Below are 23,409 nucleotides of genomic sequence, written 5' to 3'. Positions count from 1 at the left end.
AAACGTTACCGACAGCATGTCGCAACCCTTTGAAGAGTGAATAATCATGTATCTGGTGTGTGGCGAAGCGCTGTTCGATTTTTTCAGTGAAGAAGACGTCAGTGGCCTGGCGTCCAAAGTGAATTTCAAGGCCATTGCCGGTGGTTCGCCGTTCAATGTGGCCGTGGGTTTGCGCCGGCTGGGCGTAGAGGCCGCGCTGTTTGCCGGGCTGTCGAGCGATTACCTGGGCAAGCGTTTGCAGCAGGTGTTGCAGGACGAAGGTGTCGGTACCGACTTCGTGGTGGAATTCGCGGCGCCCACAACCCTGGCGATGGTCGCCGTGGGCGCCAATGGCTCGCCGCATTACAGCTTCCGGGGCGAAGGTTGTGCTGACCGGCAGCTGCGCCTCGACCATCTTCCGCTGCTGCCGGCCTACATACGCGGCCTGCATGTTGGCTCCTACTCGCTGGTGGTACAGCCGGTTGCCGATACCCTGCTGGCATTGGTGCGCAGGGAAAGCGGTAAGCGCTTGATCAGCCTCGATCCGAATGTGCGGCTCAATCCAGAGCCAAACATCGAACTGTGGCGCTCGCGAGTGGCGATGCTGGTCGAGCATGCCGACCTGATCAAGGTCAGCGACGAGGACCTGAGCCTGTTATATCCCGAACAGGACCCGCAGCGGGTGATCCAGGGGTGGCTGGAGCATCGCTGTCAGCTGGTGTTCCTGACTCGCGGGGGCGAAGGTGCGACGGTGTTCAGTCGTCGACACGGCGCCTGGTCGGTACCGGCCTGCGCCGTGGAGATTGCCGACACCGTCGGTGCGGGCGACACCTTCCAGGCGGCGTTGATCGCCTGGCTGACGGAGCAGCAACTGGATTCTGTGCAGGGATTGCAGCAATTAGGACGCGAGCAGACTGATGCAATGCTCAGGTTTGCGTTGCGCGCAGCGGCGCTGACGTGCACTAGGACCGGGCCGGACTTGCCGTATCGGCATCAGCTGCAATAAACCTGAAATAGCAGCCTCCAGCCGACAGGTGGCATACGGCGAGGTTAACCATCGCTTAACTGTGCGGTCCAATAATTGACTGGACCGCACGCCTGCAGCTTGCCTGACAGCCCAGTGCGGACCGCTCGATCCTGATGGTCGAGCTGACCTTTGTCTGCGCTGGAGTATGCTCATGAGAATTCAAACGATATTGCTCGCCACTACCCTTGCCAGCATTTCCTGGGCCGGCATCGCCCATGCCAATGACGCAGGTACCAGCCAAGCGGTGCCCTACCATTACGGGATGCCCCTGCACGTCGCCAAGGTGATCGCCCTGACCGAACCTTCGACCCTGGACTGCAAAGTGGTGACGGCTGAAATGAAATACATCGACAACGCCGGGCAACCTGCGCAAATCAGCTATCGCAAATTGTCGGATGCTTGCAGCTTGCAGAACTGACGACAAAGGGTCTGGCCTGTTGTCAGGCCAGACCCTTTAGTAATAGTCAGATCGCCGGCGATTATCATCAGAGATTAAAGCACCTTGCGGTCCGGGTGCAGCGTTTGCTTGTGTGCATGGAGATCGATATCGGAGCGCAGCCCCGCAATCAGCTCGTTGATCTCTCGCCTGCCGTTAAGATGGCTGGCGTCTATACCGGATTTAACCAGGTCGACCTGATCCGTCACGCCGTCGGAAAACACTTTGATGGTCATGGAAAGGTCAGGCGATAACGTACATAAACAGCGTTTAGGCAGGAAACTGCTTTCAATGATGTTGCGAAGTTCCAAGGCAGAAAGAAACATGGCGACCCTCTCCTTATTGTCAGATTGCCAGCGATAAACAGGCGCTGACTCAATGAAAGGCGCGGTCAGCTTAAGGACATCTACAGCATAATTCATGCCTCTGATTTCGCCGTGCAGCTCATCGGCAAATCAAAGGGTTAGGGAAGTTGAGCGCGCAAGCGATCATGCAAACTGCAAGAAGCAGCGTCTGGGCCACTGCAAAATGCAATCCTGCCCCGGCCGGTTGCACGAGCCGGACACGGCGGCAAGAATGCGGCAATGTGTCCAGTCTCAGGCCGGCGCGCCGCATGAAGCGGCACGTTCAGCCACGTGGCGCAGGCTGTCGAAGTTGATGTTGGCGCCCGAGTCGATGGCCACCAGGGTCTGGCCACGGGCTCGGGTGCGGGCGACATACTTTTTGATACCGGCCACGGCCAGTGCACCGGAAGGTTCGGTGATCGACCGGGTATCGTCGTAGATATTCTTGATCGCAGCGCACAACTCGTCATTGGTCACGGTCAGCATTTCGTCTACGCAAAATCGACATACCTCAAACCCATAGACGCCTATTTGCGCCACGGCAACGCCGTCGGCAAAGGTGCCGACGTTCGGCAGCACCACGCGCTCATCGGCTTGCAGCGCTGCGCCCAGGCAAGCGGAGTGTTCGGACTCCACACCGATGATGCGCACTTGCGGACGCAGGTATTTGACGTATGCGGCGATGCCTGCGATCAGTCCACCACCCCCCACCGGCACAAAGATCGCGTCGAGGTCTGCGGGGTGCTGACGCAGGATCTCCATGGCGACAGTGCCCTGCCCTGCGATCACCTCCGGGTCGTCGAATGGCGAAACAAAGGTACGGCCTGTGCGCGCGGCCAGGTCCAGGGCGTATGCCAGGGCAAACGGAAAGCTTTCTCCGTGAAGCACGGCCTCGGCGCCGCGGCTACGCACCCCCAGCACCTTCAGTTCCGGCGTCGTGGCGGGCATGACGATGGTCGCAGCGATTCCCAGTTCTCGCGCTGCCAATGCAACACCTTGTGCGTGGTTGCCGGCCGACGCGGTGATCACACCGCGTGCTTTTTGCTCATCGCTCAGTTGCACCAGCTTGTTATAGGCACCGCGGATCTTGAAGGAGAACGTCGGCTGCAGGTCCTCGCGTTTCAGCAGGATCTGGTTACCCAGGGCTTCCGACAACGCGGGTGCGGGTTGCAATGGCGTACGTACGGCCAGTTCGTAAACCGGCGCCGCGAGGATCTTCTTGACGTAATGGGCAAGCAGGGCTTGCTGGTTGGCGGTGTAGGTCATCTCGGTCTCCTTTATTACCCACGTAGGAGCTGCCGAAGGCTGCGATCTTTTGCTCTTCAAAAACGAAAAGATCGCGACCTTCAAACAGCTTCCACGCCGGTAGCGGCTTTAACCCAGGAGACAGAAAGTAAAAACCCGCCTCGAGGGCGGGTTGGGTGCTGCAGTCGTGAGCTAACCCGCCAAATAAGGAATGGCGGTAATAATGCTTGGCTGGCAGCGCGATACGGTGAAAGTCATGGGTCGAAATTAGCCGGCGGCTGATGGCAAGTCAATGGCCAATTACAATCGACCCCTGCAGACTCGCAGCTCAACCCAGGGAAGGTGGGTGCATTTACTTCAACCCAACCTTGTACAACACCCCATCGCTCTCATCCGTCAGCACGTACAAATAACCGTCGGGCCCCTGCCGCACATCGCGAATGCGCTTGTTGAGCTCGCCCATCAAGCGCTCCTCGTGGACCACTTTGTCCCCGTTGAACTGCAGGCGGATCAATTCCTGGCTGACCAGTGCCCCCATGAACACGTTGTGCTGCCACACCTTGAACCGGTCGGCATCGTAGAACGCCATGCCGCTCAGCCCCGGGGATTTCTCCCAGACATGGTGCGGCCCTACCGTGCCCTCGGCGGTCTTGCCGGTGGCTTCGGGAATGGGCTGGCCTGAATAATTGATGCCATGGGTAGCCAGCGGCCAACCGTAGTTGTTGCCGCGCTCGATCACATTCAGTTCATCGCCACCGCGGGGGCCATGCTCGGTTTCCCAGAGGACGCCCGTCCATGGGTTGAGCGCCGCGCCTTGGGGGTTACGCTGACCGTAAGACCAGATTTCCGGGCGCACACCGTTCTGCCCGACAAAGGGGTTGTCATCCGGTACCCGGCCATCGGGATAGATCCTGACCACCTTGCCCTGCAACTTGTCGAGGTCCTGGGCCGTTGGCCGGTCGTTGTTTTCACCCAGGGTGATGAACAGATAGCCGTCGCGGTCGAATACCAGCCGCGAGCCGAAGTGATTGCTGACCGAGAGCTTGGGCTCCTGGCGGAAGATCACCTTGAAGTTCTCCAGAGTCTTCAAATCTGCCGACAGTTGCCCGCGACCTACTGCGGTTCCGGCCTTGTCCCCCTTGCCGCCACCCTCGGCGTACGACAGGTACACCGTGCGGTCCTGCTTGAAGTCCGGGGACAGCACAACATCCAGCAAACCACCCTGGCCTTTGGCCCACACGTCTGGCACGCCGCTGATAGGGTCCGACAGCTTGCCATTGAGGGTGACCAGCCGCAGGTTGCCCGGGCGCTCGGTTACCAGCATGCCCTGGCGGTCGGGCAGAAATGCCAGGGCCCAGGGATGCTCCAGACCTTGAGTGAGGGTGGTGACTTCAAGCGTGCCCAGCTCGCTCTTCAATTCCTGGACTGATGCCGCAATGGCGGCGGGTGCAGTGGTGAACATGACGCTGGCGCAGAAGGTGGCCAGGAGGGATTTTCTCAACATGCACAGTTCCTTATGTCGTCAAAATAGTCAGCCAGGCTCAGAGATTGTTGCTATCGCCGTCTCTAGGGGGTGGGTTGGGGATGAACCTGGGTGGGCTGTCGGGCACAGGGCGAGTCTGCGGTGCACGATTGCCAATGCCGCCGTTGTCCAGGGTGGGTGGCCGGGGCACTGGTACGGTATTGGGCCCGCGTATGGCCGGCGCACTGGGTTGTGTGCCTTGCATGCTATTGGGGTTGGCCCGACGGATGGGACTGTTGTAGGGATTGCTGGTACTACCCGTAGGGCTTTGCGCCAACAGCATCGACTCAGGGACCGCTGCCGCGTGGGCCTGATGGCTCAGTACGGCACTCCATGCCAGTGCGGTGCAGACCAGCACGAACCTGTTCATCGGTGAACCTCTCGACGTGGGCGTGGATAGGGTCTTCGATACCACGCTACGCCGGGGGTTCTGTTTTGTTAATCAAAACCTCGCGTCGAAGATGTAACACCAGTTGACCAGGGATGCCCCGCACCCCGGCGGGCCGGGGCATCATCGGCTGAAACTTTTGCCGAGGGATGCGGGTCACCTGATCATCACTCGCGAGTAGACGACCATGGCACGGGCAATCTGGAAAGGCGCAATCAGTTTCGGGCTGGTGCATATCCCTGTAGCGCTGGTTTCGGCGACGTCTTCCCAAGGCGTGGACTTTGACTGGCTGGACAGTCGCAGTATGGATCCGGTCGGGTATAAACGGGTGAACAAGGTAACCGGCAAGGAGGTGACCAAGGAACACATCGTCAAGGGTGTGCAGTACGAAAAGGGTCGCTACGTGGTGCTCAGTGAAGAGGAAATCAAATCAGCCCACCCGCTCTCCACCCAGACAATCGACATCTTTTCCTTTGTCGACAGCGAGCAGATCCCGCTGCAGAACATCGATAGGCCGTACTACCTGGCCCCGGACAAACGCGGCGGCAAGGTCTATGCGCTGCTGCGTGAAACCCTGAGCAAAACCAACAAAGTCGCCCTGTGCCACGTGGTGCTGCATACCCGCCAGCACCTGGCAGCGCTGATGCCGTTGGAGTCGGCGATGGTCCTGGTGATGCTGCGCTGGCCGGAAGAGGTTCGCAGTCTCGATACCCTGGAACTGGGCAGCGAAGTGACCGAGCCCAAACTGGCCAAGGGCGAGCTCGACATGGCCAAGCGCCTGGTGCAGGACATGAGCGGTGACTGGTCGCCCGAGGACTATCGCGACAGTTTCGAGGACAAGATCATGGCGCTGGTCGAGAAGAAAGCCCATGAAGGCAAGATCGAAGATGTGGAAACGGCGACCGGCGAGGAAGAACGCAAGACGGCGGATGTCATCGACTTGACCGAGTTGCTCAAGCGCAGCCTGGGAGGGAAAGCTGCTGCCAGGCCGGCGGCGAAAACCAAGTCGACGGCGAAGACGGCACCGGCGAAAAAGGCGACCAAGCGATCGGCTGGATGATTGATTGTGAAGGTGCAGTCCTGCTCGCGATGGCATTGATCAGATCAGCACGAAAACCGCGATCAAACTGCCAAATATTGCCCACTTTTCCAGATAATAGACCTTGCGATGTCGCTTCCTTAGCGCCTTGCCGCGCAAGCGGATCTTGTAGATCTTGCCAAACAGCCGGTTGATCCCGCCCGTCTTGTCGCCCGCATCGTTCGGTGCGCCGGCAGCGGACATCACATGGCGGCTGAACCAGCCGTTGAATGCTGCCGCCCAGCGATACTTCATGGGCCGCTCGATATCGCAAAACAGAATGATGCGATTGTGACTCGTGGTGTTTTCCGCGTAATGGATGAAGGTCTCATCGAACATTACGGCTTCACCGTCGCGCCAGTGGTAATTCTCGCCGTCGACATTGATATAGCAGCCCGCATCATTCGGCGTTTCCAGGCCCAGGTGGTAACGGTAGGACCCGGCATAGGGATCACGATGGCGCACCAGTCTGGACCCGGGCGGCAGCTCGGCGAACATCGCGGCTTTGATCGAGCCAATGCCCTGCACCAGTTCGGTGGTGCGCGGGCACAACTTCTTTGCCGAAGGATGGCTGTCGCCGTACCACTTGAGGTAGAAACGTTTCCAGCCAGTCTTGAAGAAGGAGTTGAAGCCGACATCGTCATAGTGGCTGGAACGCTTGATTTCACCGGCGTGAATCAGGTTCTGTGCTTCCGCGCGAATCTCCTGCCAGTGCTCCTGCAGCGGCCGCAGGTCCGGAAAGTCTGCCGGATCGAGGTAAGGTTTGTTGGGCAGTTTCGAGAACAGGTACAGCACACAGTTGAGCGGCGCGAGGAACGTCGAGTGGTCGCTCAGTTGCCGGCCTGGCTTGTGGCGCACGCGACCGCGCAGATGGACGTAAGTGATCGTGACTATATAAATGGCGGCAATGATGAGCTTCACGGAAATCGTCACAAGTCAGGAGTGAACAAACTGCATCCATGCCTGTCGGCATCAAGTAGGTGGCATTTTAGCCACAGTTGCTGACCCTGGTTAACCCGCAAATGTGAAAAACTGTCCGCTGACGCCGCCAAAGCAGCCGTGTAGCCTCAATGCCCTATCGTTTCAGGTGCCAGACCAGTACAATCGCCGCCAAACATTACGCGCCCCCCTTGGTTGATGACGGGAATGACCCCCGTTTCAGCGCACTTCGACTCGGGCCAAGCGCTCCATATGCTGCTGTCCACTTATTGCCAGATGGACCTTCCGCTTCTGACCGGGATGCATTTCCCGTGGTTTGAATACCGGAAACGGGTACTGAATCGGTACTGCCGCAACCCTAGCTACTCTGAATGCTTCGCAGGAAAAACCTTTGATCTCTACAGCTAACATCACGATGCAGTTCGGCGCCAAGCCGCTATTCGAAAACGTTTCGGTCAAATTCGGCGCGGGCAACCGCTACGGCCTGATCGGCGCCAACGGCTGCGGCAAGTCGACGTTCATGAAAATCCTCGGCGGCGACCTCGAACCGTCCGGCGGCCAGGTCATGCTCGAACCGAACGTGCGCCTGGGTAAATTGCGCCAGGACCAGTTCGCCTACGAAGAATTCACCGTGATCGACACCGTGATCATGGGTCACGAAGAGCTGTGGAAGGTCAAGGCCGAGCGCGACCGCATCTACTCGCTGCCGGAAATGACCGAAGAAGACGGCATGGCCGTGGCCGAGCTGGAAACCGAATTCGCGGAAATGGACGGCTACACCGCCGAATCCCGTGCCGGTGAACTGCTGCTGGGCCTGGGTATCGGCATCGAGCAGCACTTCGGCCCGATGAGTGAAGTGTCCCCGGGCTGGAAACTGCGGGTGTTGCTCGCCCAGGCGCTGTTCTCCGATCCTGAAGTGCTGCTGCTCGACGAACCGACCAACCACCTGGATATCAACACCATCCGCTGGCTGGAAAACATACTGACCCAGCGCTCCAGCCTGATGATCATCATCTCTCACGACCGTCACTTCCTGAACAGCGTATGTACTCACATGGCTGACCTGGATTACGGCGAGCTGCGCCTGTTCCCGGGCAACTACGACGAGTACATGACCGTGGCGACCCAGTCCCGCGAGCAGCTGCTGTCTGACAACGCCAAGAAGAAAGCGCAAATTTCAGAACTGCAGTCGTTCGTCAGCCGCTTCTCGGCCAACGCCTCGAAAGCCAAGCAGGCCACTTCCCGCGCCAAGGCGATCGACAAGATCCAGCTGGCCGAGGTCAAGCCATCGAGCCGCGTGAGCCCGTTCATCCGTTTCGAGCAAACCAAGAAGCTGCACCGTCAGGCAGTGATTGTCGAGCGCATGGCCAAAGGCTTCGACGGCAAGCCGCTGTTCAAGGAGTTCAGCTTCCAGGTTGAAGCCGGCGAGCGCGTAGCGATTATCGGCCCGAACGGCATCGGCAAAACCACCCTGCTGCGCACCCTGGTCAACGAGCTGACCCCGGACGCCGGTACCGTGAAGTGGACCGACGCCGCGGAACTGGGCTACTACGCCCAGGACCACGCGCACGACTTCGAGGACGACTGCAACCTGTTCGACTGGATGGGCCAGTGGACCCAGGGCGGCGAACAAATCGTTCGCGGCACCCTCGGCCGGATGCTGTTCTCCAACGACGAGATCCTCAAGTCGGTCAAGGTCATCTCAGGTGGTGAGCAAGGTCGCATGCTGTTCGGCAAGCTGATCCTGCAAAAGCCGAACGTGCTGATCATGGACGAACCCACCAACCACTTGGACATGGAATCCATCGAGGCGCTGAACCTGGCGCTGGAGAACTACCCGGGCACGCTGATTTTTGTCAGCCACGACCGCGAGTTCGTATCGTCCCTGGCAACCCGCATCATCGAGCTGAGCCCTAGCGGCGTGATCGACTTTAGCGGCACCTATGACGATTACCTGCGCAGTCAGGGCGTGGTGTTTTAAGAGCAACTATTAGTTTCAAGCTGCAAGTAAAAGCCCTGTCCTGGTGACGGGGCTTTTTATTGTTTGGAGATCAACAGATCGCAGCCTTCGGCAGCTCCTACCTTGGAATGCGCCCTCTGTAGGAGCTGCCGAAGGCTGCGATCCTTTGATCTTGATCGTTAGCCTGCTTCCTTTTGTTTCTCGCCCGCGCCATGATGCAGCTCTCCCTCCGCCGCCCGCGAACGAGCCCTCATGTCTGCGCAGCAACTGCCACCGCAAAGCTCCATGGCGATCACCCTGCAGATCGTCTCCATCGTCTTCTACACCTTCGTCGCTTTCCTGTGCATCGGCCTGCCGATCGCCGTGCTGCCGGGCTACGTCCATGACCAGCTGGGGTTCAGCGCCATAGTCGCTGGCCTGACCATTGGCTGCCAGTACCTGGCTACCCTGCTCAGCCGGCCGATGGCCGGACGCATGTCGGACACTGTCGGCACCAAACGGGCGATCGTCTACGGGTTGTCGGGCATTGTCCTGAGTGGCCTGCTGACCTGGCTGTCGACACTCCTGCAAAGCACGCCGCTGCTGAGCCTGTTGATTCTGATTGCCGGGCGTTTGTTGCTGGGGATCGCCCAGGGTCTGATCGGCGTCGGCACCATCAGCTGGTGCATGGGCCAGGTGGGCGCTGAACACACTGCGCGCTCCATTTCCTGGAACGGCATCGCTTCCTATGGCGCAATCGCCATCGGTGCGCCCCTGGGCGTGGTGATGGTCGGCCAGCTGGGTTTCGCCAGCCTGGGAATCGCCCTGTCATTGCTGGCGGGGGGCGCGCTGTTGCTGATTCGCAACAAACCTTCAGTACCAGTGATCCGCGGCGAGCGCCTGCCATTCTGGGCGGTGTTCGGGCGCATCGCACCGTTCGGGGCCAGCCTGAGCCTGGCGTCGATCGGCTATGGCACTCTGACCACCTTCATCACCCTGTACTACGTGAACCGTGGCTGGACAGGTGCGGCGTATTGCCTGACGGTGTTCGGCGTGTGCTTCATCCTGGCCCGGGTGCTGTTCATTTCCAGCATCAGCCGTTTTGGCGGCTTCAATTCAGCTATCGCCTGCATGTGCATTGAGGTTGTGGGGCTGGTATTGCTCTGGCTCGCGCCCTCCACTGGCTATGCCTTGCTCGGCGCAGGGCTGACGGGGTTCGGCCTGTCCCTGGTGTACCCGGCGCTGGGGGTGGAGGCGATCAAGCAGGTACCAAACTCCAGTCGCGGCGCGGGCTTGAGTGCCTACGCGGTGTTCTTCGACCTCGCTCTGGCGATAGCCGGGCCATTGATGGGTGCCATTGCATTGAACCTGGGGTATTCGTGGATCTTCTTCTGCGCAGCCCTGCTGTCAGCGACAGGACTGGGACTCACCCTGCTGCTCAAACGTCGGGCAATGGCTTAAGCCCTATATCGCGCAGGTATCATTGATCAGCGGTTTGCATACCCGCCCGATTGGGCTTGGACAACGTGCGAGAAAAGAACCGGCCAGCCTCGCCAATCAGGTTGCGATGAATGTCCTCGCGGTTAACGCCATCGGCATCAGTGCACAGTGCTGGCATGGCGGCAATCTGCTCATCGGTGCACGGGGCCATGAACACGAAATGCCCGGCGCCAGCCAGCAACTTGAAATCCGGTGCGATTGGCAGTTTGCGTGCCAGGGCGGCGGCATTTTTGTCAAAGGCCACCAGCTTGTCTCCGTCACCGCTGTAGAGCAGCACTGGCACATGCACGTCAGCCAGGGTGTGCCGGCCGAACTTGAGGCTCAACGGCGCCATCAGGAGCAAGGCATGTACTCTTGGGTCGGCCACCGGTTGCAAGTCATCGCGATCGACGATCAGCTCGCCCTGGGTATTGCAGGCGTCACGATCATCCGGGCGCTCCTGGCAATAACGGCGCAGGCGATCCAGATCAGGGGTTGCACCGGAGAGTATCAAGGCCGTTTCACCGCCCGCCGAATAGCCAATCACCCCGACCTGCCCGGCATTCACGAAAGGCGCCAGCATCGGATCGCCCAAGGTTGCGGTAATGGCTTCGGAAATCTGCAGCGGCCGGCCGTACAGGTTGCTCAGGGTACCCAGGCGACTGTGGTCGGTTGAGTTGTCACCCGGATGGATAACCGCCACCACCACAAAGCCCTTGCGCGCCAGCGAAGTCATCAGGTCGTGCAAGGCCATCGGCGTACCAGTGTTGCCATGGGACAGCATCAGCATCGGGTAGCGCCCGATGGCCACCCGGGTATCCTCACCCGCTTCGACCGTGTAACCCTCCAGCCGGCTGGAATGCTCCTTGTCGCTTGAGGGGTAGAACGCGATGGCACGCATCGGCTGCAAGTCCAGAGGGTCGAGAAAACTCATCTCGTGGTAGCCGACGCTCCAGCGCGGATGCATCGCAGGTGCTGCCTGCACCCAATTAAGGCTGCCGAGCAGGCCCAGCAGTAATGCTGCACAAAGACGTACCATGGAACGCCCTACCTGTTCACTTGCGGTGACGATGCCCTTTGACTGCACGACTTGGGCCAACGTGTGACACAGCCAGAAACAAAAAACTCCGTACCTGGCGCTTGCGCTTCCAGAATACAGAGTTTTTTACCGATTGCCCGAGCTGTTTGAGCTCTTTACGCAAGCCTTACGCAGCGGCGAACAACTGCTCACTGATGCGCACGTGCGCGTCATTCATGGCTTTGGTACGCACTTCGTCACCGTAGGCCAGGCCTTCGGCACGCACGAACTCGATGTCGGTGATACCGAGGAAACCCAGCAGCAGCTTCAAGTACTCTTCATGGGCTACGCCGCTGGCCTGGCCGGCATGCAGGCCGCCGGAGGTCGACACGATCACCACTTTCTTGCCCCCGCACAGGCCTTCAGGGCCGGCTTCGGTATAGCGGAAGGTCTGGCCAGCTACCGCGATGCGGTCGATCCAGGCCTTAAGCTGGGTTGGAATCGTGAAGTTGTACATCGGCGCGGCAATCACCACGGCATCGGCCGCGAGGAACTCAGCCAGGGCAGTGGCGCTCAGGTCGGCCTCGTGTTGTTGCGCGGCATTGCGCAACTCGGCGGTGGTGCCGGCCGCAACGAGGGTGGTGGCGGAAAAATGGCTGATGGCATCGGCGGCCAGGTCACGGTAGGTCACCACCGTGCCTGCTTCAGCGCCCTGCCAGGCCTTGACCACTTCGCTGCTCAGCTGACGGGAGGCCGAGTTGTCACCCAGAATGCTCGAATCGATATGCAACAGTTTCATAAGGGATCTCCAAGGTGAGGATCGCCAGCCGGCGATCTGATGGAGTAAATCCTACAGGTGAAACCAATAGCCGATTAGTCAGCAACAATGCGATTGATCGTCTCACCTATAGAACAATCCGACGGTCATCCGCGTGGCAACTTCCCACAACCGCTGCGCGTTATCAGGGTCAACGGCATAAGCTGCAACGCCCCTGTAATCGGCAGGCCGTTTGGTGACTACCAGCGCCTCATTACAGTCCTCGAAATAACGACCACCAATGCCTTCCAACAACGGAGACGCCGCAAGCAGTACCGATGTCGCAGCACCTTGTTGCACGTTCTTCTGACGTTCAATTGGGGTCTTAAGCCCACCGGTATGTTTCTGAAGGTTGGTCGCGATTGCCCCAGGGTTCAAAGCGTTAGCGAAAATGCCTAGCTTCGCCCAGCGACGGGTGATCTCTACGGCGATGAGCGCGCATGCTGACTTTGCCTGGGCATATGATGCGAACGCATCGTATGTGCGGAAGTCAAAATTGATGTCGTCGAAAACTACTGGCCCTAGAAGATTAGCGTTTGAGCTCAACGAAACAATTCGGGCGCCTTCGGCTTTGATCAGGGCGTTTTGCAACCCAAGCACGAGCGCAAAATGGCCGAGAAAGTTGGTTGCAAACTGCATCTCCCAACCCTGCGATGTCAGCTCCCGCTGAGGAACGGCCATGATCCCTGCGTTATTGACCAGGATATCAAGTGGCCCTGACCACGACTCAGCAAACGATTTCACAGAGGACAGATCCGCCAGATTGATTGAGCGGATATCAACGGTACCCCTGCCCCCAGAGCGCAGTTCGGCGGCTATCGATTCCGCCGCCTCCGGACGCCGTACTGCAAGCGTCACGTTTGCGCCGGCATTGACCAATGCGCGCGCTGTCTCAATACCGATACCGGAGGCCCCGCCCGTTACGATTGCACGTTTACCAGTGAGGTCGACCCCTTCAATGACCTCTTGTGCGGTTGAATGAAACCCGAAAGGTGTAGTGATACGCGTCATGAATTATTCCTCGCATGTTTAATAACCGCTGAGTCGAACTGACTTGCGGGATCACCGGATGACCGGGATGCCACAGGCCACGCTATGAAGCCCGACCCGCGTAAAGTTGCTGTGGACCAAGATAAGCCTCAGCACTGTCGCAAACAATCAGGCTAATATCGGATGAACTGATGCAGGAATTAGCACAATGCAGAAATCCGGGCTACTCGAGCTGAACGCCGTAGTCGCCGTTTCTACTCATCGCAGTTTTCGTCGTGCGGCCGTGGAATTGGGAATGTCGCCATCAGCACTCAGTCATGCGATCGCTGCACTGGAGAAACGCCTTGGCGTGAGGTTGTTCCACAGAACCACGCGAAGCGTTTCTCTGTCTGAAGCCGGGGAGCAATTTCTGGTTCGTGTGCAGCCCGCTCTGCGTGATATATCCGCGGCCATGGAGGCGGTAAGCGAATTCCGCGATACGCCGGCGGGAACCCTACGCCTGAACACCTCCGAAGGTGCTGCGCAAATGGTGCTGACGCCAGTGGTACTGGAGTACCTAAGGCGTTATCCCGACATGCGGGTAGACATCGTTACCGATAGAAGTCTGGTTGACATCGTTGCTGGTGGATTCGACGCCGGCATACGGTTGGCGGAAAGCGTTCCGCAGGACATGATCGCCATTGCGATCACTCCCCCGCTCCGTTTTGCGGTGGTCGCTTCCCCCCAGTATTTCGCGAAATGCAAAAAACCAAAGGTTCCGATAGACCTGCTCGCACACAACTGCATACGCGTGCGCTTCCCCAGTGGTTCGATCTACAAATGGGAATTCGAGAAGCGCGGTGAAGAGCAATCAATAGATGTCAGCGGGTCGTTGACGCTCGACAGCCACCACTTGATGTTAGAGGCTGCTTTGCAAGGCGCCGGCATAGCCTGGACTAATGATTTCGCTGCTTCTGCTCATATTTCGTCCGGAAAGCTCATGCGAGTGCTGGAGGACTGGACACCTTCGTACCCGGGGCTGCGCCTTTACTATCCTGCGAATCGCCATATGCCAGCGGGACTTCGGGCTTTCGTCAACGTCGTACGTGAGATTGTGTCGGAGAATTCGATCACTAAAAAGAAAGTCTGAGCTTATATGCTCAGGCCGGGAGAGCTTCGGCATCTGCCTGTCTTCGCATGACAGTGCCAGGAGTTTTTTAGCGAAGGTCATTGGGCCTATGCTTTTTATCCAGCAAAACCCGGTTCACCGTCAAAAAAGGCCCCGCAAGGCCCTTCTCTTCGATGCTCACTCATTGGCTCAGCCAAGACGCTACGGTCGCCGATAAGCGCAGCGCTCGACTTAATGGGGATGTAGGGCAGCCCACTGAACCGTCAGAGCTTGAAGGCATCTCTAACGATGTCCTCAAGATCTTTGGGCTTTCGACCTAGCAGTTCTTCAAGGGTACGACTGGTTTGATCAAATGCGCCTTTCTCGATAGCGCGATACCAATCGCCAATGAAGGTCGCGACATGAGGTGGCCAACCTTCGGCTTCGCGGGCGGCGATGAAGGTTGCGGTCGCGATCGGCTGATAATGAACGGCTTTACCGGTTATGCGCGAAAGCGCGGCGGCGATGTCTGCGAACGACCAGGTTTGTCCGCTATTGAGCAGATAAGCTCGATGCTCGTGACCCGGCTGACTGAGCAGGGTTGCCCCGCCTTCAGCTAGCTCATCAATGTTCGTCAGGGCCACCCGCCCCTGACCGGCGGGTGCGCTGAAGCCCTTCTGCGGAGCATCTTTGCCGATGTACATCGCAAGCACGTCGGCATACAGCGGATGCCGGACGATGGTGTAATCCAGCCCGGATGATTTAAGCATCGCCTCTGTTTCGAGGTCGCTGGCAGTGACACCTTCAATAGGACAATAGTCATCGCTAACGCGCTGAATGCTGGTGTAGAACACATGTCGAACACCCGCCATACGTGCCGCATGAATGACGTTTCTGTGTTGCCCCACCCGATCGCTGAAAGCAACGGCTGACACCAGGTAGATTTTTTCCACCCCGGCGAAGGCTTTGACCAGGGATTCGACGTCAGTGTAATCGCCCAGCCGCACTTCGACGCCCAGGTCCGACAACCACTGCGCTTTGCTCCCCTCTCGAACCAAGGCGACGACATCTGCCGCAGGCACCTTCCGGACCAGTGAGCGCACTACTGCGCTACCCAGTTTACCGGTCGCGCCGGTGATTAATATTTTCCCCATTACGCTCCACCTGTTTTGAGTGTGAAATTCAGTCGGCCACCACTATGGGCTGAAATTCACCACCGAATTAGTCATCAATCAGTAGAATCAGCTTCAACCAAAAGTTGGAGATAAGCGTGGACAGTTTGGGCAACCTGGAATCATTTGTCAGAGCCGCCGAAGCTCGCAGTTTTTCCGAAGCGGCTCGGCGGATGGGCATTTCCGCCGCGGCAGTGAGCAAAAACATTGCCCGCCTGGAAACAAAATTAGGCACCCGACTGTTTCAACGCAGCACGCGAAGTCTGTCCCTTACCGAAGCCGGTGAGGCGCTATATGCACAGGTGGCGGGTAGTGTCGAAACGATTCAAGGCGCAATGGCTCAACTCGGCGACTCACGCGATGTGCCCGCCGGTCGGCTGCGGGTCAACATGTCTCCGTCCTTTGCCTATGACTACGTGCTGCCTCTGCTGAAAACGTTCAAGCAACGGTATCCTTCCGTCGTGCCCGATTGGCACCTCGAAATCCGACGCGTTGATTTGATAGGTGAAGGTTTTGACGTTGCGATTGGCGGCGGCCTGGAATTAAGCCCGGGCGTGGTGGCGCGTGAACTGGCCAAGCTACACCTCGTTGCTGTAGCGGCTCCGGAGTGGCTCCAAGGCAAGCCATTGCCCATTGTGCCGGCGGACTTGCAGGGCCAGGATGGCATTGTCGTGCGATCGACCGACACCAACCGATTACGCACCTGGACGTTGCGCAGTTCGGCTGGCGAAACCTTTGATCTGAGCCTGAAACCAACAGCCATCATGAATGATCCGCAAGCCCTGTGCATGTGCGCCCTGATGGGGCTGGGCGTGGCATTGGTGCCTCTGGAGCGAGCATGGCCCTGGTTACAACGGGGTGAGCTGATACGGCTATTACCAGAATGGTATGTCGATCTGGGCTCAATCTCCGTCTACTACTCGGCCAGGAAAGAACTGCCAGCTAAAACACGCGTCTTCGTAAACTTCCTGATTGAACATTTCCAAGGCACGCTGAGTGATCACTTCAGCGCCATAGAAACTGATAAAGGGAAGTAGCGGCACGCCCTGGCGGTCCCTTCCTGGCATTAGCCAGGCAAAAGCGCAGCCGCCCAAGCCTGATTTGCGGAAAATGATCAGTTGGCATACAGGCTCCTGTTCTAATTATCAAAGCGCAGATTCTGCCAAAAAACGTAGATTTGGGAGTTCAATACGCAACCACCTGCCCTACCCCTTCCCTCTAAAATTGTCTCCCTCATCTCCTACCGAGCCACACGAATATGGAAGACAAAGCGCTGTACCTCCTCGCTCTCTCGATGATTTTTCTAATGCCCGGTCCGGACATGATCCTGCTACTTCAAACGGGTGCGAAACAAGGTAGAACCGCAGCGCTGGCGACTGCGCTCGGGCTCGCGTTGGCGCGTGCCTGCCATGTGGCTCTGACCGCTATGGGATTGGCAACAATGTTTAAGGTGCTACCTTGGACTTTTGATATCGTCAAATATGCAGGAGCAGCCTATCTACTTTGGATAGGGATTCAGATGTTCAAAACCAGTGGCAAGCGTTCACCTGCCACTACAGAGACTGGAAATGTAACACCGAGCTTGAGCGCGGCTATCCGGCGGGGGCTTTTCACCAATTTACTCAATCCGAAAGCACTACTTTTTTGCTCAGTGCTACTGCCGCAATTCATCGATCCGAATCGATCGTCGGTATCGGAGCAATTTGCAATACTGGGTGCAGTACTCGTAATCACCGGTCTGATTTTCGACAGCATTTATGCCACCGCCAGCGCTTGGGTAGGGCGTTGGTTAGAGCGTAGCGTGACCGCGCAACGAGTTCAGCAATGGCTTTTCGGTACCCTCCTGATTGGATTTGCAGTGCGGCTGGCGTTCGTACAGCAAGCCTGACGTCCTGACGCCAAGTCGTTTGGGCGGTGCATTAGTTCGTTCGATTCCTGGACTGCTCAACCGCTACTCTCACATCGCCGCCAACCCGCTTTTACACAGGGCGCTAGCGAATGAAGCAACAACTGAAGGTTGATCAATTCCCGAAGGTCACCTCTCATACCTGCTGATGTATTTGATCTAGAAATGCTCGGTAGGCGCCCTGATGGTTCCTGACTTAACTAAGCTTTTAGCTAACCACGGATTTTATCCCGAGGTACCTCAATGTGGAGTAGTCATCATGGCTGAATCTGAGACCCGTCCCCCGCTACCACCGTTTGACCGCGAGTCTGCAACACTCAAAGTTCGCCTGGCTGAAGATGGATGGAACAGCCGAGATGCTGAAAAAGTCGCATTGGCCTATACCACCGATACCCAGTGGCGCAATCGCGTCGATTTTGCAGTCAACCGGGCTGAGGCTCAGGCGTTCCTTACGCGAAAATGGAATAAGGAGTTGGAGTATCGACTTATCAAGGAGTTATGGGCGTTTACCGACAATCGTATTGCTGTCCGGTATGCCTATGAGTGGCGCGATGATTCCGGGAATTGGTACCGCTCGTACGGGAACGAAAACTGGGAATTCGCAGAGAACGGTTTAATGGCAAACCGTTTTGCCTGCATCAACGACATGCCTATCAAAGAGTCAGAACGAAAGTTTCGGTGGCCGCTAGGCCGTCGTCCGGACGATTATCCAAGCCTTTCCGACCTGGGTCTTTGAGGAGGGCGGAATACTCGCGCTAACTGACGAACACGCATAGAAAAGCAGCGCTATACGACCAGCTGCCTCTCCCCAATAAATGCAGATGCCCGCTGAGCCCGCCTTACGCGGGCTCTTTTGTCTCGCCATCCCGCTCGTGCAGCAATGCGATTATTTTTTTTCGACCAATGTGAATACCCGGAATCAGCAGTATTGCTTCCGAGTTCCCAACGTTCATGAGCACTCCGTTTTAAACCTATAGGCAGGGCTTATGCGACGCATTGTTTATCGGTCTTGGACGCTATCGAGCAAACGGCAGAACATGGCTTCACACCAAGCAACACTCATCCAGCAACTCTTACCCAAGCATCCGATAGGAGCAACACCATGCAACAGTCCCACGCTTACAACGACACCAGTCTTGAACTGACCGCTAAAATTCTAGACGCCAAAGCCCGCAAAAACCTGTCGTTCGAAGACATGGCAGAAGGCACCGGCCTCGGTCTGGCCTACGTGACCGCAGCCCTTCTCGGCCAGCACCCTCTTCCAGAAACTGCCGCGAAAGTGATCGGTAAAAAGCTGGACCTGGACGCCGACTCGGTAGCGCGCCTGCAAATCATCCCACTGCGTGGCAGCCTTTCGGGTGTCCCTACGGATCCTACCATCTACCGGTTCTACGAGATGATCCAAATCTACGGCACGACTTTGAAGGCCTTGGTCCACGAACAGTTCGGCGACGGCATCATCAGCGCGATTAACTTCAAGCTCGATATGAAAAAAGTTGAAGATCCTGAAGGCGGCCACCGCGCAGTGATCACCCTCGACGGGAAGTTCCTGCCACTGCGTCCTTTCTAAGAAGGCGACTGGAAATGTAATTCGGCCCGCACTCGTAGCGGGCCTGCTTTAACACATTAACCCACTTCACCGACTCACCAAATCTAAATGGAGGATGCGTCATGAAAAAAATTCTGTTTCTCGCCCTGTCCCTGACAGCTTCGTTGTCGGCCTATGCACAGGAAGCTTCGGCTGCGCCAGAAGCCACTCCGTATGTCTATGGCGTGCACTTGGATATTGCCAAGGTCATCAACATCACTGAAGCAGCAGACGTCTGCGGTCCAGTGCCAGTGCAAATGACTTACAAGAATTCCCACGGTGACACCCGAGTCCTTGAATACAGCGTGATAGGTCGCGGCTGCACTAATTGAATGTTACCCAACTTAACTACTTGCAAAAGGCTAATCCCATGAAAGCGCTCATTGAAGGTTTTTTAAAGTTTCAGAAAGAAGCATTTCCGCAACGGACGGACCTGTTCAAACACCTGGCCACCACGCAGCATCCAGGCACGTTGTTCATCACGTGTTCCGATAGCCGCGTAGTACCAGAACTGTTGACGCAACAAGAACCTGGCGAACTGTTCGTGATCCGAAACGCGGGGAATATCGTGCCGTCGTATAGCCCCCACCCGGGCGGTGTGTCGGCAACGGTCGAATACGCCGTGGCGGTGCTCGGGGTGACCGATATCGTCATTTGCGGTCATTCGGATTGCGGTGCAATGACGGCTGTCGCCAAATGCAAATGCATGGATCACCTTCCTGCCGTCGCCGGTTGGCTGCAGCATGCAGAGTCCGCGAAAGTCATTAACGATTCTCGTTCTCACGTCAACGACGCAGCAAAAGTAAGCTCAATGGTTCGGGAAAATGTCATCGCACAATTGGCGAACATCCAGACTCACCCAAGCGTGCGCATCGCTCAGGAAAAAGGCTTGTTGAATTTGCATGGATGGGTCTACGACATCGAAACCGGATCGGTTGACGCTCTTGATTCTGATAATCGCAGCTTCAAATCGTTGGCACAGCACCCGGATACCTGCGCTGTACACGCTCGGGTAGAAAAAGCCGCAGCCTAAAGTTGTCTAAACGAGGAGCACTCTTCATGCCTGAAGTCATTATGTACACAACCAGCACCTGCCCTTACTGCCGTGGTGCCAAGCAGCTGCTCAACTCTAAAGGTGTTTCTTATACCGAAATCGACGTGCAGTCAGTTGATCAAAAGGTGGAAATGATAAATCGCAGCGGCCGTCGCACGGTTCCGCAAATTTTCATCGGCGACTGGCATGTAGGTGGATTTGATGACCTCGCTCAACTCGACCGTGAAGGCGGTTTGGCGCATGCGCTCAACCCGCGTCTCGCGGGATGAGCGATAGAGAAGGCATTCATGCTACAGATCCAAAACCAGGGGGGCGTCGCCCTCCTTGCTTTGCGCTGGCACTGCGCAGCAAATCAAGACCTCTCCCTGAGCCGGCATTTCAGCGGGCAAGTTCACATAGTGCACCTCCCCACTGATCAGCTTTGTACGACAAGTCCCACACGACCCGCCGCGGCAACTGAAGTCCGGATTCAGACCACGACTTTCAGCCAACTCCAGCAAGCTGCCGTTGCCTGGCTCCCAACGCGCCTCTTTAGCAGAAGTCGCGAACAGTACTTTTACCGGGGTACTGGCTGCCGGAACTTGTTCGACCGCCGGGGTCAACTGATCGCGTAGCCGAACCAAGGTCGAAGGCCCGAAAGTTTCAGCGTGAATGCGATCATCGCCAATGCGGAGTTCACGTAGCCCATCGTATAACGCCTGGGTAAACGCGCCTGGGCCGCACAAGTAAAAGTCGTAATCATCCAGGGGTAAAAGCGCCTTGAGTAGAGCGACGTCCACACGTCCAGCCAATTCGAAGTCCTCGCCCTCGCGAGCGTGCTGCTCAGGCTGACTCAGAAGTCGCAATGCACGAATTTTATCCTTCGCACGGGTTGCTAGTTCAAACAGCTCATCCCGAAATGCCAGCTCCGCCAGACTGCGGGCACTCTGAATAAACCAGGTCGGCCGAGTGCGACGAATTCGCTCTCCTTCGTAGATCACTTCGCGCAGCATCGACAGCAGCGGCGTGACCCCGACCCCAGCGGCCAATAGAACCAATGGCCGATGCTCATCCGCCTTCACTGTAAATCGTCCCTGAGGGGCACGGGCTTCGATCAGATCCCCCGCCCGAATCTGGTCGTGCAAATGCGACGAAATCAACCCGTCACGCTTGACGCTGATCCGGAAGAAGTTGTCAGACGGTGCACTCGACACACTGTAAGTCCTGACAACCGGCGGCTGCCCATCAACCAGGCTAAACCGTACCGGTAAATGCTGGCCCGCCTCGAATCGCGGCAATCCCGCGCCATCGTCGGGTTCCAGATAAAAAGAGCTGATGGTGCTGCTCTCTTCAACGATTCGGGTGACGCGCAGATGCCGCCATTGGTCGCGCAGGGCATCGGCCTGTAAACGACCTTCAGCTTTTTCCCAGCTGCCGGTCATCATACTGTTCGGCGAAAAACTCTCGAATACCCAGCGCAGCGCCAACACGGCGCGCCTTAGGACGACATGCTCCACCGTCAAGGTCCAGAGTCTTTCTGCCCCTTGGAATGCAGCGATCTGCGGCCCCTCAAGAATAAGCTCCGTGCGCCCGGCCACTTGGAGCACATCACCTGACGAGAAGTCGACAAAAACCAAACCGGCTTTAGGGTTGAGCAACAGGTTGCCCAATGTATTGAAATGCAGATTGCCGGCGAAATCGGGAATCGTCAGCACGTTGCCTTCGACCCTGACAAAACCTGGATTACCTCCGCGGTGCGAAACGTCAACCGAGCGACTGGATGAGTCTCCTTCGAGGTCGACGTAGCTGGCGAGGAAGAACGTGTCTGCCTTGCGAATAATCTCTCTGGCCGCCTCGTCCAGTTCGTGTAGACGTTGCGCTAAAACATTGGATGAGGAACGCCCAACGCTGACCGGCTCGACACTTCGCAATTGGATGTATTGAGGACAGTTGCCAAAAGCGTGCACGACAGAAACGGCAACACCGTCAGAGGAGACGGTGTTGATATTGCCGTTCATACGATTGCGCCTTCGGGTCTTCAGATCGATGCCCAGTAGCCCGACTGCGGCGCCCATTCCCAAGGCAGGTTTGACTGGGTCGCCGTCTGCGGGGAGGCGGTCGAGCTGCAAGCTGCGTGGGTCGGGTGAGTGAACAAACCCTGGAGGGCCTTCTATCAACGTCGCCCAAGGGATGCCTTGTTCATCGACCGCACCTACCACTAGATAAGGTAGCTGGCTGTAGAACGAGCGATGCTGATCCGGCATGTAGTCGCGAACAACCTTTCGCCCAAAGTGCTCCATCTGCTGCGCCACGCCGACACTTTCTTGCAACCGCCGCTCACCAGCATGCCAGGGTGAAGCCCCTTGCTCATCAGTATTATTCATGATCACCTCTACGTATTCGTAAACAGGTGCAATTCACTCACTTCCCCGGCGTCTATCGATGGCTTCACCGGCGAGATGTTCACCTGCACCCACCGATATCATCAATTCAACACCTTGCAGGCCGGAGCGCTACACGTATCTGCGAGGCACAACGGCGTACCGCACGCCCTTACGTCATTTACTTCAGTGCCAACGACGGTCCTTACGACAACTTGTAGAGCTTTTTCCCGGAAATAGTCGTTCTGAATATCAACGACGATGAGAGCCGTATCAGTCATACAAATACCTTGAGAAGTTGATATAGAGTATTGAGCGGGAGCTAGGCCACTTGCGGCTTGTCATACCAGTCACGATCAGGTGTAGCGAAGCGCATTTTTTGGCGGATGTAAGTCGCGTTTTCAGAACTGGTCAGTTTTTCCAACAGCAAAAAGGCGACTTCTGTGGCCGTGCCTGGACCGCTGGAAGTGATAATGTTGTCGTGGACAACGACTGGTCGGTCTACGAATAAAGCACCGGTTTCCACTAACTGGTTTTTGCGCTTTCCGCCTTCCTGGTGATAGGTCGTCGCGTTCTTGCCACGCAACACGCCCGCAACACCCAAGCACACCGACGACACACAAACGCTGGCGACGGGTTTGCCGGCATCAACAAAGTGGCGAATGGTTTCAAGAAAAGGCTCACTCAGAGCTTCTTCATAGAATCCTGCCGGTTCGAAACCACCCGGTAAAGCCAGCGCATCAAAGCTACTCACGTCCAAATCACGAAGCAGAAAACCTGGATTAAGCGTGAGACTAAATGTGGTGATGATTTTTCTGCGAAGGCCTGCATTGACTAACTCAATAGGACAATCACCGAGCAAATCGGCCCAGCCGAGCACGTCGGTGAAAGCCGCCATTTCCATGGGTTCGACACCATTGGCTAACAGCATGAGTACTCGTTTCATAGGTGTCTCCGCAGTCAGGTGTTTTATAAAGTGCCTGAACGCATGGTCCGCCTTAATCGCTTTGGTGAGAACAAACACAAAACACAATCCAATGT

Annotated in this window: 23 protein-coding genes and 1 pseudogene; 13 read left to right on the top strand and 11 right to left on the bottom strand. The window is 57.1% G+C overall.

Annotated features, from left to right (window positions below; translation table 11 throughout):
- Positions 1–46: 46 nt before the first annotated feature.
- Positions 47–985, top strand: coding sequence for a carbohydrate kinase family protein (locus tag UB23_RS20680; protein WP_045061167.1), 939 nt, complete (start codon positions 47–49; stop codon positions 983–985).
- Between the two features lie 172 nt (positions 986–1,157).
- Complete coding sequence (locus UB23_RS20675; RefSeq protein ID WP_045061166.1) at positions 1,158–1,424, top strand: DUF2790 domain-containing protein; 267 nt, start codon at positions 1,158–1,160, stop codon at positions 1,422–1,424.
- A gap of 74 nt (positions 1,425–1,498) precedes the next feature.
- Here UB23_RS20675 and UB23_RS20670 read toward each other — a convergent pair whose 3' ends face one another.
- The 4 genes and pseudogenes from UB23_RS20670 to UB23_RS28775 form a co-directional block, all read right to left on the bottom strand.
- The gene (locus UB23_RS20670) at positions 1,499–1,768 is read right to left on the bottom strand and encodes a DUF1652 domain-containing protein (RefSeq protein WP_045061165.1); all 270 of its coding nucleotides are present in this window, start codon (positions 1,766–1,768) and stop codon (positions 1,499–1,501) included.
- Positions 1,769–2,062: 294 nt separating this feature from the next.
- Positions 2,063–3,052: pseudogene (gene ilvA, locus UB23_RS20665) on the bottom strand (threonine ammonia-lyase, biosynthetic); the annotation flags it as partial.
- A gap of 331 nt (positions 3,053–3,383) precedes the next feature.
- The gene (locus tag UB23_RS20660; protein WP_045061164.1) at positions 3,384–4,535 is read right to left on the bottom strand and encodes a PQQ-dependent sugar dehydrogenase; all 1,152 of its coding nucleotides are present in this window, start codon (positions 4,533–4,535) and stop codon (positions 3,384–3,386) included.
- A gap of 37 nt (positions 4,536–4,572) precedes the next feature.
- On the bottom strand, positions 4,573–4,923 hold the full coding sequence (locus UB23_RS28775; RefSeq protein ID WP_082069227.1) for a hypothetical protein: 351 nt from the start codon (positions 4,921–4,923) through the stop codon (positions 4,573–4,575).
- 205 nt (positions 4,924–5,128) lie between these two features.
- Between UB23_RS28775 and ku the strand changes: the two genes are divergently transcribed.
- A complete protein-coding gene (gene ku, locus UB23_RS20655) occupies positions 5,129–6,001 on the top strand; it encodes a non-homologous end joining protein Ku (protein ID WP_045061163.1) in 873 nt (290 codons plus the stop codon).
- 39 nt (positions 6,002–6,040) lie between these two features.
- Here ku and lpxO read toward each other — a convergent pair whose 3' ends face one another.
- On the bottom strand, positions 6,041–6,940 hold the full coding sequence (gene lpxO, locus UB23_RS20650) for a lipid A hydroxylase LpxO (RefSeq protein WP_045061174.1): 900 nt from the start codon (positions 6,938–6,940) through the stop codon (positions 6,041–6,043).
- 409 nt (positions 6,941–7,349) lie between these two features.
- Between lpxO and UB23_RS20645 the strand changes: the two genes are divergently transcribed.
- Positions 7,350–8,939: an ABC-F family ATPase gene (locus UB23_RS20645; protein WP_082069226.1), complete on the top strand. Its 1,590-nt coding sequence runs from the start codon at positions 7,350–7,352 to the stop codon at positions 8,937–8,939.
- Between the two features lie 231 nt (positions 8,940–9,170).
- Entirely contained in the window at positions 9,171–10,358 is a 1,188-nt protein-coding gene (locus tag UB23_RS20640; RefSeq protein WP_045061161.1) for an MFS transporter, read from the top strand.
- 19 nt (positions 10,359–10,377) lie between these two features.
- Here UB23_RS20640 and UB23_RS20635 read toward each other — a convergent pair whose 3' ends face one another.
- From UB23_RS20635 to UB23_RS20625, 3 genes are all read right to left on the bottom strand, one after another.
- Positions 10,378–11,415, bottom strand: coding sequence for an alpha/beta hydrolase family protein (locus UB23_RS20635; protein WP_045061160.1), 1,038 nt, complete (start codon positions 11,413–11,415; stop codon positions 10,378–10,380).
- A 166-nt stretch (positions 11,416–11,581) separates the two neighbouring features.
- Positions 11,582–12,193 carry an FMN-dependent NADH-azoreductase gene (locus tag UB23_RS20630; RefSeq protein WP_045061159.1) on the bottom strand — a complete coding sequence of 204 codons (612 nt, stop codon included), beginning with the start codon at positions 12,191–12,193 and terminating at the stop codon, positions 11,582–11,584.
- 102 nt (positions 12,194–12,295) lie between these two features.
- Positions 12,296–13,222 carry an SDR family NAD(P)-dependent oxidoreductase gene (locus UB23_RS20625; protein ID WP_045061158.1) on the bottom strand — a complete coding sequence of 309 codons (927 nt, stop codon included), beginning with the start codon at positions 13,220–13,222 and terminating at the stop codon, positions 12,296–12,298.
- 187 nt (positions 13,223–13,409) lie between these two features.
- On the opposite strand from UB23_RS20625, the gene UB23_RS20620 reads away from it, so the two are divergent.
- Entirely contained in the window at positions 13,410–14,330 is a 921-nt protein-coding gene (locus tag UB23_RS20620) for a LysR family transcriptional regulator (protein WP_045061157.1), read from the top strand.
- 242 nt (positions 14,331–14,572) lie between these two features.
- Here UB23_RS20620 and UB23_RS20615 read toward each other — a convergent pair whose 3' ends face one another.
- A complete protein-coding gene (locus UB23_RS20615; RefSeq protein WP_045061156.1) occupies positions 14,573–15,442 on the bottom strand; it encodes an SDR family oxidoreductase in 870 nt (289 codons plus the stop codon).
- Between the two features lie 116 nt (positions 15,443–15,558).
- On the opposite strand from UB23_RS20615, the gene UB23_RS20610 reads away from it, so the two are divergent.
- From UB23_RS20610 to grxC, 7 genes are all read left to right on the top strand, one after another.
- Positions 15,559–16,497, top strand: coding sequence for a LysR family transcriptional regulator (locus tag UB23_RS20610; protein ID WP_045061155.1), 939 nt, complete (start codon positions 15,559–15,561; stop codon positions 16,495–16,497).
- Between the two features lie 221 nt (positions 16,498–16,718).
- A complete protein-coding gene (locus UB23_RS20605; RefSeq protein WP_045061154.1) occupies positions 16,719–17,348 on the top strand; it encodes a LysE family translocator in 630 nt (209 codons plus the stop codon).
- A gap of 277 nt (positions 17,349–17,625) precedes the next feature.
- Positions 17,626–18,102 (top strand): nuclear transport factor 2 family protein, encoded by a 477-nt coding sequence (locus UB23_RS20600; RefSeq protein WP_045061153.1) that lies wholly within the window; start codon positions 17,626–17,628, stop codon positions 18,100–18,102.
- Between the two features lie 366 nt (positions 18,103–18,468).
- The gene (gene cynS, locus UB23_RS20595; RefSeq protein WP_045061152.1) at positions 18,469–18,936 is read left to right on the top strand and encodes a cyanase; all 468 of its coding nucleotides are present in this window, start codon (positions 18,469–18,471) and stop codon (positions 18,934–18,936) included.
- Positions 18,937–19,037: 101 nt separating this feature from the next.
- Positions 19,038–19,286 carry a DUF2790 domain-containing protein gene (locus UB23_RS20590; RefSeq protein WP_045061151.1) on the top strand — a complete coding sequence of 83 codons (249 nt, stop codon included), beginning with the start codon at positions 19,038–19,040 and terminating at the stop codon, positions 19,284–19,286.
- A 38-nt stretch (positions 19,287–19,324) separates the two neighbouring features.
- Positions 19,325–19,987, top strand: a complete 663-nt coding sequence (locus tag UB23_RS20585; protein WP_045061150.1) for a carbonic anhydrase — start codon at positions 19,325–19,327, stop codon at positions 19,985–19,987.
- 26 nt (positions 19,988–20,013) lie between these two features.
- On the top strand, positions 20,014–20,277 hold the full coding sequence (grxC, locus tag UB23_RS20580; protein WP_045061149.1) for a glutaredoxin 3: 264 nt from the start codon (positions 20,014–20,016) through the stop codon (positions 20,275–20,277).
- A gap of 21 nt (positions 20,278–20,298) precedes the next feature.
- Here the strand turns inward: grxC and UB23_RS20575 are convergent, their stop codons facing one another.
- Together UB23_RS20575 and UB23_RS20570 are read right to left on the bottom strand one after the other, a co-directional pair.
- On the bottom strand, positions 20,299–22,371 hold the full coding sequence (locus UB23_RS20575) for a 2Fe-2S iron-sulfur cluster-binding protein (protein WP_045061148.1): 2,073 nt from the start codon (positions 22,369–22,371) through the stop codon (positions 20,299–20,301).
- Between the two features lie 319 nt (positions 22,372–22,690).
- On the bottom strand, positions 22,691–23,314 hold the full coding sequence (locus tag UB23_RS20570) for a DJ-1/PfpI family protein (protein ID WP_045061147.1): 624 nt from the start codon (positions 23,312–23,314) through the stop codon (positions 22,691–22,693).
- Between the last annotated feature and the right edge of the window lie 95 nt (positions 23,315–23,409).

Source organism: Pseudomonas sp. ES3-33, assembly GCF_000952175.1.
In the GTDB taxonomy this organism is placed as follows: domain Bacteria; phylum Pseudomonadota; class Gammaproteobacteria; order Pseudomonadales; family Pseudomonadaceae; genus Aquipseudomonas; species Aquipseudomonas gregormendelii.
This window is presented reverse-complemented; position numbering and strand designations above follow the sequence as displayed.

Coding starts and splice junctions, on each gene's coding strand:
- UB23_RS20680 (WP_045061167.1), top strand. CDS start 47: ATGTATCTGGTGTGTGGCGAAGCGCTGTTCGATTTTTTCAGTGAAGAA.
- UB23_RS20675 (WP_045061166.1), top strand. CDS start 1,158: ATGAGAATTCAAACGATATTGCTCGCCACTACCCTTGCCAGCATTTCC.
- UB23_RS20670 (WP_045061165.1), bottom strand. CDS start 1,768: ATGTTTCTTTCTGCCTTGGAACTTCGCAACATCATTGAAAGCAGTTTC.
- UB23_RS20660 (WP_045061164.1), bottom strand. CDS start 4,535: ATGTTGAGAAAATCCCTCCTGGCCACCTTCTGCGCCAGCGTCATGTTC.
- UB23_RS28775 (WP_082069227.1), bottom strand. CDS start 4,923: ATGAACAGGTTCGTGCTGGTCTGCACCGCACTGGCATGGAGTGCCGTA.
- ku (WP_045061163.1), top strand. CDS start 5,129: ATGGCACGGGCAATCTGGAAAGGCGCAATCAGTTTCGGGCTGGTGCAT.
- UB23_RS20640 (WP_045061161.1), top strand. CDS start 9,171: ATGTCTGCGCAGCAACTGCCACCGCAAAGCTCCATGGCGATCACCCTG.
- UB23_RS20635 (WP_045061160.1), bottom strand. CDS start 11,415: ATGGTACGTCTTTGTGCAGCATTACTGCTGGGCCTGCTCGGCAGCCTT.
- UB23_RS20630 (WP_045061159.1), bottom strand. CDS start 12,193: ATGAAACTGTTGCATATCGATTCGAGCATTCTGGGTGACAACTCGGCC.
- UB23_RS20625 (WP_045061158.1), bottom strand. CDS start 13,222: ATGACGCGTATCACTACACCTTTCGGGTTTCATTCAACCGCACAAGAG.
- UB23_RS20620 (WP_045061157.1), top strand. CDS start 13,410: ATGCAGAAATCCGGGCTACTCGAGCTGAACGCCGTAGTCGCCGTTTCT.
- UB23_RS20615 (WP_045061156.1), bottom strand. CDS start 15,442: ATGGGGAAAATATTAATCACCGGCGCGACCGGTAAACTGGGTAGCGCA.
- UB23_RS20605 (WP_045061154.1), top strand. CDS start 16,719: ATGGAAGACAAAGCGCTGTACCTCCTCGCTCTCTCGATGATTTTTCTA.
- UB23_RS20600 (WP_045061153.1), top strand. CDS start 17,626: ATGGCTGAATCTGAGACCCGTCCCCCGCTACCACCGTTTGACCGCGAG.
- cynS (WP_045061152.1), top strand. CDS start 18,469: ATGCAACAGTCCCACGCTTACAACGACACCAGTCTTGAACTGACCGCT.
- UB23_RS20590 (WP_045061151.1), top strand. CDS start 19,038: ATGAAAAAAATTCTGTTTCTCGCCCTGTCCCTGACAGCTTCGTTGTCG.
- UB23_RS20585 (WP_045061150.1), top strand. CDS start 19,325: ATGAAAGCGCTCATTGAAGGTTTTTTAAAGTTTCAGAAAGAAGCATTT.
- grxC (WP_045061149.1), top strand. CDS start 20,014: ATGCCTGAAGTCATTATGTACACAACCAGCACCTGCCCTTACTGCCGT.
- UB23_RS20575 (WP_045061148.1), bottom strand. CDS start 22,371: ATGAATAATACTGATGAGCAAGGGGCTTCACCCTGGCATGCTGGTGAG.
- UB23_RS20570 (WP_045061147.1), bottom strand. CDS start 23,314: ATGAAACGAGTACTCATGCTGTTAGCCAATGGTGTCGAACCCATGGAA.